The organism is Micromonospora sp. NPDC051006, from assembly GCF_044456245.1.
Taxonomy (GTDB): Bacteria; Actinomycetota; Actinomycetes; order Mycobacteriales; family Micromonosporaceae; genus Micromonospora.
Map to the genome: position 1 here is coordinate 1 of NZ_JBITFP010000050.1, position 2500 is coordinate 2500.

At 57.2% G+C, this 2500-nt stretch carries 1 rRNA gene; it reads right to left on the reverse strand.

What is annotated here, in order from left to right:
• Window positions 1–2199 (reverse strand): 23S ribosomal RNA (locus tag ACIBBA_RS33530); the annotation flags it as partial.
• Window positions 2200–2500: the final 301 nt, after the last annotated feature.

The following is a 2500-nucleotide window of genomic DNA, read 5'->3' on the forward strand; positions in this document are numbered from 1 at the left end:
CGCCATTCGTGCAGGTCGGAACTTACCCGACAAGGAATTTCGCTACCTTAGGATGGTTATAGTTACCACCGCCGTTTACTGGCGCTTAAGTTCTCAGCTTCGCCACACCGAAATGTGACTAACCGGTCCCCTTAACGTTCCAGCACCGGGCAGGCGTCAGTCCGTATACATCGCCTTACGGCTTCGCACGGACCTGTGTTTTTAGTAAACAGTCGCTTCTCGCTGGTCTCTGCGGCCACACCCAGCTCAGAGTGCAAGACTCATCACCAGACATGGCCCCCCTTCTCCCGAAGTTACGGGGGCATTTTGCCGAGTTCCTTAACCATAGTTCACCCGAACGCCTCGGTATTCTCTACCTGACCACCTGAGTCGGTTTAGGGTACGGGCCGCCATGAAACTCGCTAGAGGCTTTTCTCGACAGCATAGGATCATCCACTTCACCACAATCGGCTCGGCATCAGGTCTCAGCCACATGTACGACGGATTTACCTATCGCACGGCCTACACCCTTACCCCGGGACAACCACCGCCCGGGATGGACTACCTTCCTGCGTCACCCCATCACTCACCTACTACCAGCTCGGGCCACCGGCTCCACCACTTTCCATTCCCCGAAGGGTCCGGAACGGCTTCACGGGCTTAGCATCACTGGATTCAATGTTTGACGCTTCACAGCGGGTACCGGAATATCAACCGGTTATCCATCGACTACGCCTGTCGGCCTCGCCTTAGGTCCCGACTTACCCTGGGCAGATCAGCTTGACCCAGGAACCCTTAGTCAATCGGCGCACACGTTTCTCACGTGTGAATCGCTACTCATGCCTGCATTCTCACTCGTGAACCGTCCACAACTCGCTTCCACGGCTGCTTCACCCGGCACACGACGCTCCCCTACCCATCACAGCGGGCGTTGGCCCTCATGCTGCAATGACACGACTTCGGCGGTACGCTTGAGCCCCGCTACATTGTCGGCGCGGAATCACTAGACCAGTGAGCTATTACGCACTCTTTCAAGGGTGGCTGCTTCTAAGCCAACCTCCTGGTTGTCTCTGCGACTCCACATCCTTTCCCACTTAGCGTACGCTTAGGGGCCTTAGTCGATGCTCTGGGCTGTTTCCCTCTCGACCATGGAGCTTATCCCCCACAGTCTCACTGCCGCGCTCTCACTTACCGGCATTCGGAGTTTGGCTAAGGTCAGTAACCCGGTAGGGCCCATCGCCTATCCAGTGCTCTACCTCCGGCAAGAAACACACGACGCTGCACCTAAATGCATTTCGGGGAGAACCAGCTATCACGGAGTTTGATTGGCCTTTCACCCCTAACCACAGGTCATCCCCCAGGTTTTCAACCCTGGTGGGTTCGGTCCTCCACGACCTCTTACAGCCGCTTCAACCTGCCCATGGCTAGATCACTCCGCTTCGGGTCTAGAGCGTGCAACTCGAAACGCCCTGTTCGGACTCGCTTTCGCTACGGCTTCCCCACACGGGTTAACCTCGCTACACACCGCTAACTCGCAGGCTCATTCTTCAAAAGGCACGCAGTCACGACGCACCGAGCAAGCTCGATGCGCGACGCTCCCACGGCTTGTAGGCACACGGTTTCAGGTACTATTTCACTCCGCTCCCGCGGTACTTTTCACCATTCCCTCACGGTACTATCCGCTATCGGTCACCAGGGAATATTTAGGCTTAGCGGGTGGTCCCGCCAGATTCACACGGGATTTCTCGGGCCCCGTGCTACTTGGGTGTCTCTCAAACGAGCCGCTGATGTTTCGACTACGGGGGTCTTACCCTCTACGCCGGACCTTTCGCATGTCCTTCGCCTACATCAACGGTTTCTGACTCGTCCCACGGCCGGCAGACCGTGGAAGAGAGATCCCACAACCCCGCATGCGCAACCCCTGCCGGGTATCACACACATACGGTTTGGCCTCATCCAGTTTCGCTCGCCACTACTCCCGGAATCACGGTTGTTTTCTCTTCCTGCGGGTACTGAGATGTTTCACTTCCCCGCGTTCCCTCCACACTGCCTATGAGTTCAGCAGCGGGTGACAGCCCATGACGACTGCCGGGTTTCCCCATTCGGAAACCCCCGGATCAAAGCCTGGTTGACGACTCCCCGGGGACTATCGTGGCCTCCCACGTCCTTCATCGGTTCCTGGTGCCAAGGCATCCACCGTGCGCCCTTAAAAACTTGGCCACAGATGCTCGCGTCCACTGTGCAGTTCTCAAACAACGACCAACCACCCGTCACAACCCGCCGAAGCAGACCTATACCGGGGCCGGCAACCGAAGAAGCAGACCAAACTGGCCGCTCCCTCAGACACCCAACAGCGTGCCCGACACCCTCAACCTCTTGAACTGTTTTCCACGCCGAAGCAGTACTCACAGTCCAAGCAGACCGACAGTGCCGAATAGTCAACGTTCCACCCATGAGCAACCAGCATCAGACATTCGCTGATGAACTGGCCTCTGACCAAGCAAGCTTGGTGAGAAGTGCT